Source organism: Mesorhizobium sp. M7A.F.Ca.AU.002.02.1.1, assembly GCF_003998535.1.
Classification (GTDB): Bacteria; Pseudomonadota; Alphaproteobacteria; order Rhizobiales; family Rhizobiaceae; genus Mesorhizobium; species Mesorhizobium ciceri.
The window spans coordinates 1-5,781 of record NZ_RZPB01000392.1 but is presented as its reverse complement, the minus strand read 5'-3'; the positions used below and the strand labels follow the sequence as shown (position 1 = coordinate 5,781).

General features: G+C 61.3%; 7 protein-coding genes. All 7 read right to left on the bottom strand.

Going from position 1 to position 5,781, the window contains the following annotated elements:
• Nucleotides 1–598 (bottom strand): hypothetical protein (locus EN879_RS22010; protein ID WP_127274244.1); only part of this gene is annotated, 598 nt, incomplete at its 3' end.
• Between the two features lie 241 nt (nt 599–839).
• Nucleotides 840–1,490, bottom strand: coding sequence for an OmpA family protein (locus EN879_RS22005; protein ID WP_013531371.1), 651 nt, complete (start codon nt 1,488–1,490; stop codon nt 840–842).
• 175 nt (nt 1,491–1,665) lie between these two features.
• Complete coding sequence (locus EN879_RS22000) at nt 1,666–2,034, bottom strand: GFA family protein (protein WP_024503891.1); 369 nt, start codon at nt 2,032–2,034, stop codon at nt 1,666–1,668.
• Between the two features lie 168 nt (nt 2,035–2,202).
• A complete protein-coding gene (locus tag EN879_RS21995; RefSeq protein ID WP_013531369.1) occupies nt 2,203–2,580 on the bottom strand; it encodes a hypothetical protein in 378 nt (125 codons plus the stop codon).
• Nucleotides 2,581–2,868: 288 nt separating this feature from the next.
• The gene (locus EN879_RS21990) at nt 2,869–3,300 is read right to left on the bottom strand and encodes a GFA family protein (RefSeq protein WP_063168090.1); all 432 of its coding nucleotides are present in this window, start codon (nt 3,298–3,300) and stop codon (nt 2,869–2,871) included.
• A 65-nt stretch (nt 3,301–3,365) separates the two neighbouring features.
• Nucleotides 3,366–4,497 (bottom strand): peptide chain release factor 2 gene (gene prfB, locus EN879_RS21985; RefSeq protein WP_013531367.1). Its coding sequence is split into 2 segments (ribosomal slippage): nt 3,366–4,430 and nt 4,432–4,497, totalling 1,131 coding nucleotides; the frame shifts between segments, so codons are not numbered across the junction.
• Nucleotides 4,498–4,614: 117 nt separating this feature from the next.
• The coding region (locus tag EN879_RS21980) for a penicillin-binding transpeptidase domain-containing protein (RefSeq protein ID WP_281034601.1) at nt 4,615–5,781 on the bottom strand (1,167 nt) is incomplete at its 5' end.

The window sequence follows — 5,781 nt, the reverse complement described above, 5'->3', positions numbered from 1 at the left end:
GCCCAGGCATCATCTTGGTCGGTTTTTCCAGCATCGGAAACTCGGCCTTCGAGCATTTCACGTTCGGGTTCGTCGGACTGAACATGCCGTTCGGATTGTCCCCGAGCCAGGCATGAAGGTCGTAATGGACGAACTCCTTCGGGATGAGAGGGTAGTGCCCCTCCATCGGCCCCATGAAGGTTTGGCCAAACAGCTTCGGAGGCTCCTTTATGTCCGGCGTCAGAGGCACCAGCCATTCCGCGCCCACCAGCCGCAAACCCTTCTTGGTCGGTTCATAGATCAGCACGTTGGGGTGCATCGGGTCGAGCTTCTGGCCGACACTCGGGACATTGACGAAGTGAATACCCATGGCGCCCTTCGGGTAATCCATCGCGCCCGCTATCTTTTCTCCGCTGTAGTAGACGCAGCCGACCGTCGACAGATAGAGATCGCGGACGGCAGCGGTGTAATCCTCATATTTGGCGAGCGACTTTTTCAAGGCTTCGATGTCGGCCTTGTTGGCGTCCTCGGCCCGAGCCGAAGCAACGTTCAGCCACGCGCCTACCAAACCTGTTAAAACGAGGACGCCACAGCGCCCAAGGCTGGCTGTTCTTGTCATGCATTCCTCCCAGATTTCTGATCTGGCCGTGCAAGACCGAGGCGGAAAAATGCTGATTGCGCGGCCGGTTACACCGCCTCATCCCCGCTGGACTGCCATGATGCTATTCCTTTCCATGGCCGCCGGAAAGCTATATTTTAGCAATAACTAAATCTATACCGTACCCATCCAGAGCGCCGATGTCAGCTCAAACAAAAACGGCCCCGCATGAGGGCCGTTTCGCATCCGCTTGCCGGACGGATCAGGTGAGCGGCGACAGCTGGATCTCGACGCGGCGGTTCTGGGCCCGACCTTCGGCTGTGGCATTGGATGCGACCGGACGTGTCTTGCCGAAGCCTGTGACGGCGAAGCGCCGCTGATCCACGCCCTGACCGGACAGATAGTTCGCCACCGCCAAAGCACGACGCTGCGACAAATCGAAATTGTGCTGGTCGCCACCGGTCGAATCGGTGTGGCCGAACACGTCGACCGTGGTCTGCTTGAACTTCTTCAGCACCAGCGCGACGGAGTTCAGGACCTGGTAGAAGCCGGGCTTCACCGCATCCTGATCCGAGTTGAAGGTGATGTCGGACGGCATGTTGAGGATGATCTGGTCGCCGCTGCGGGTGACGCTGACACCGGTGCCCTCGAGCTGCCGGCGCAGTTCGGCCTCGTTCTGGTCCATCGTGGCGCCGATGGCGCCGCCGGCCAGCGCGCCGATGCCGGCGCCGATCAGTGCGTTGCGGCGGTCGTTGCCACCGGCAAGCAGGCCAAGGCTGGCACCCGCCAGGGCGCCAAGGCCGGCGCCGGCCGCCGTGTTGGAAATCTTCTGGTCGCCTGTATACGGATCGGTGGTGGTGCAGGCGCTCACGAGCACAGCCGTCGCCACGACGACGAGCACAGTCTTTTTCATAGGATGGTCCCTCTCCAAGTCACGCCTTGCGGTGGCGCCAAATCAGCCCTTCCCGCGACTTGTACCATGAATTGCGGCGAAAAGCGGAACGGCAAAAGCGCCGTTCACGGCTTTTCCCGAGTGACCAATACCCGGTGGTGGCGCCGCATCGCCGTGCCGGAATGGTTTGGATAAGCTACCAGAGGTTCTTGCCGTCTATGACAACCACTTCGACCTTGTCGAGATCGAAATCATCGAACAGCCGCGAGTTGACGCTGATCTTGGGATTGTCGAAATCCGGCTCGCCTGTCGACCAGTCCGGCGTTTCGGTAAAGGTGCCGCAGCCGCAGGTGGCGCAAAAACCGTGCTTTACGGTCTTCGACCCCCAACGATAGAAAGAGACGTTCTCCATCGGGCTGGTGAGCTTGAATTGCGAAGGCACGTAATAGGCCCAGAGCGAGCCGCGTTTCGAGCAGAAAGAACAGGTGCATTGCGTCACCGTCTGCGGTGCTTGCGAAACCTCGAACGTCGTCGCCTTGCAATGACAGCTTGCCTTGATGGTCATCAACGAACTCCTCCTGTCGCCGCCACCCTGTGCGGCAAAGGCAGCATAAAGAGGTGCTCCTGACAACTGTCTGTCAGCAAGCATCACCGGCGCTACCGCGACAGGCGCGTCTCAGCAAGCCCGTCCCGTCACACGCGATCAGGCGGACGTAGGAATGCGCTCCTATCGTCAATACGAGCGCGGCGGCACGAACAGGCAGATTGTCCTGCCGGCGTCGAGGCCCCCCTGGTGCGCGCACCAATGGAACTCGCCGTCCGGGCTGTCCTTGACACGCTTGTCGGTCATTGGAACGACCTCACCCGTTCCGGCGATGACATAGCCCTCGGGTTTCTCCAGCACTTCGCCTGTATGGGTCGTGCGACAATCATAGTTGGCGCAGCATGCGAACGGATAACTCCAGCCTTGTGGCTTTGCCGCCGTGGGCGTGGCGTCATGCGCGAAGGCAGGTGCCGTCAGCATTGCCATCGCGCCGATCGCGAACAGGGAAAACAAAAGTCGGCCAGCCGGTTGAACGGCATTGGCCGATCTGAGTGTGGCAGCAGACATGGAAACGTTCCTTTCAAACGAGCATCAAGCGTTTCGCTTGCCCGTTCCCGGAACGTATCTTCCCAGTGGCCGGATCGTCGGGTCGCAGATATGCCGCGTCCGGCCATAAATGCTTTTTCTCTCCCAGCCCTTGGATGCTGGGCTGATTCCTTGGTCGGCGCAAGAACATGCATTCCCGACATCGTTCTACAGACGTCAGGCATCCGCTACCGCCGACGAGATGAGGCCAAGGTCAATTCCCGGCAAACGGGCGTCGAATAAACGGGATTGGCCCGCTGTGGTTCCAGCCTATTGCTGGTCGGAGCCGGCAATCACGTGCTCTTGATACTGCGGCAGGTCATCGGTGATGGTGAACCAGCCCGCCTTCGAACCGACGAAGATGTGCTCGGTTGGACGAATGGATGGGTCGTCGACGAGCGTTCCCATGGCGACATGGACATAGGCGCCGTCGCGCACGAGCGAATAAAGCAAGGAGCCGCACTGGCAGCAATGCGCGTTGTGGCCGCTTTGGTCGCCGAAGATCAGGAGTTTGTCCTCGCCTTCGGTGAGGACAAACTTTTCACGCTCGATACCGGCGAAAGGCTTGAATGCCGAACCGGTGGTGCGCCGGCAGTCCGAACAATGGCAATTCGCGGCATAGAGGAATTCGTCGGCCACCTCGTAGTGAACCGCGCCGCAAAAGCATTTTCCGGTGAGCTTGCTCGGCACTCTCTCCTCCATTGCTGTGGTGCGCAGGGGTATGTTCAGATGAGGCCAGGCCGGCCTCACCTGAATATGGGCATATCCTAGTCCAGGTCCGCCACGGCTTCGCCGGCACCGCCTTCGATGCGCTGCGACAACGAGGCTTCCATGAAATCGTCGAGGTCGCCATCGAGCACGCTCGACGGGCTGGTGCTCTCGACGCCGGTGCGGAGATCCTTCACCAACTGATAGGGCTGCAGCACATAGGAGCGGATCTGGTGGCCCCAGCCGATATCGCTCTTCGATGCTTCGGTGGCGTTTGCAACCGCCTCGCGCTTCTTCAGCTCTTCCTCGTAAAGGCGCGAGCGCAGCATCTCCCAGGCCTTGGCCTTGTTCTTGTGCTGCGAACGTTCGGCCTGGCAGGCGACCGCGATGCCAGTGGCCAGATGCGTGATGCGCACCGCCGAATCGGTGGTGTTGACGTGCTGGCCGCCCGAGCCGGACGAGCGATAAGTATCGATGCGGACGTCGGATTCGGAGACGTCGATCTCGATCGTGTCGTCGATGACCGGATAGACCCAGACGCTGGCGAAGGACGTATGCCGGCGCGCATTGCTGTCATAGGGCGAAATACGCACCAGGCGATGAACGCCCGATTCCGTCTTCATCCAGCCATAGGCGTTGTGGCCTTTGATCATCAACGTGGCGGACTTGATGCCGGCCTCTTCGCCGTCATGCATTTCCAGCACTTCGACTTTGAAACGGCGCCGCTCGGCCCAGCGCGTGTACATGCGCAGCAGCATCGAGGCCCAGTCCTGGCTTTCGGTGCCGCCGGCACCGGCATGGATTTCGAGATAGGTGTCGTTGGAGTCTGCTTCACCCGACAGCAGCGTCTCGACCTGGCGGGCCTTCGCTTCGCCTTGCATCGAGCGGATCGCGGCTTCCGCCTCGGCGATCACGCCCTCATCGCGCTCTTCCTCGCCGAGTTCGATCAGGCCGATATTGTCTTCCAGCGCCTGCGTCAGACCTTTCACCGAGGCGATGCCTTCTTCGAGGCTCTGGCGTTCGCGCATCAGCTTCTGCGCTTCCAGCGGCTCGTTCCAGAGGCTGGCGTCCTCGGCGCGCACATTGAGGTATTCAAGCCGCTTTATGGCTTGATCCCAGTCAAAGATGCCTCCTCAGCAGGGTTATCGCCTGCCTGATCTCGTCGACAATATTCTGCGTTTCCGCGCGCATGGCTGGCTGTTCTGTCCTGTTTGCTGAAATCGGTCGGCGCGATACATAGGCACGCCGCCGCCGGCTGTAAAGCAAAATGGGCCGGCCCAAGGCCAGCCCATCCGCCCCTGAAAATCGTCAGTAGAGGCCGCCGCCGCCGGACTGGATAGCCTGATTGGCTTGCGGCGACAGCGCGCCACCGGTGGCATTTGAGCCGTCGGCGCCCATGCCGATCACCCAATAGCTGTCGGCGGGACCGGTGCCCGGCTTGAAGGCTTCGATGATGGTGCCGGGATCGCCCGATGCGGCACGCATGCCGGTCTTGCGATTGATGGCGACCAGGTTCATGCCTTCCGGCACCTTGAAGTCGACATTGGGCGTGCCGTCCAGCGCCACTCGCATGAAGTCCTTGAAGATCGGGGCTGCGAGACCGCCACCGGTGGCGCCATGGCCGAGGCCGCGCGGCGTGTCATAGCCCATGTAGAGGCCGACGACGAGGTTGGGCGTGTAACCGATGAACCAGGCGTCCTTTTCATCGTTGGTCGTTCCGGTCTTGCCGGCGATGTGACGGCCGAGTTCGCCGATGGTGGCGCCGGTGCCGCGCTGCACGACGCCTTCCATCATCGAGGTGATCTGGTAGGCGGTCATCGGGTCGAGCACCTGCTCGGAATTGTCGACCAGCTCCGGCTCCGGCTGGTTCTGCCATTCCTGCGCATTGCAACCCTGGCAGCCACGTTCGTCCTGCTTGAACACCGTCTTGCCGTAGCGGTCCTGGATGCGGTCGATGAGCGACGGTTTGATCGACTTGCCGCCATTGGCCATGATCGAATAGGCCGACACCATGCGCATCACGGTGGTTTCGCCGGAACCCAGCGCCATTGGCAGATAGGGTGCCAGATGGTCGTAGACACCGAAGCGCTCGGCATATTCGACCACCAGCTTCATCCCCATGTCATTGGCAAGCCGCACCGTCATCAGGTTGCGCGACTTCTCGATGCCGGAGCGCAGGGTCGCCGGACCGGCGACGGTGCCGTCATAGTTCTTCGGCGTCCAGCTCGTGTTGCCGCTCTGGATCGTGATCGGCCCGTCCATGATGACCGAGGCCGGCGTATAGCCATTGTCGAGCGCTGCCGAATAGACGATCGGCTTGAACGAGGAGCCCGGCTGGCGCATGGCTTGCGTGGCGCGGTTGAATTCGGACTGCGCATAGGAGAAGCCGCCGACCATGGCCAGCACGCGGCCGGTGTGCGGGTCCATGGCGATCAGGCCGCCTTCCACTTCGGGCACCTGGCGCAGGCTGTAGGT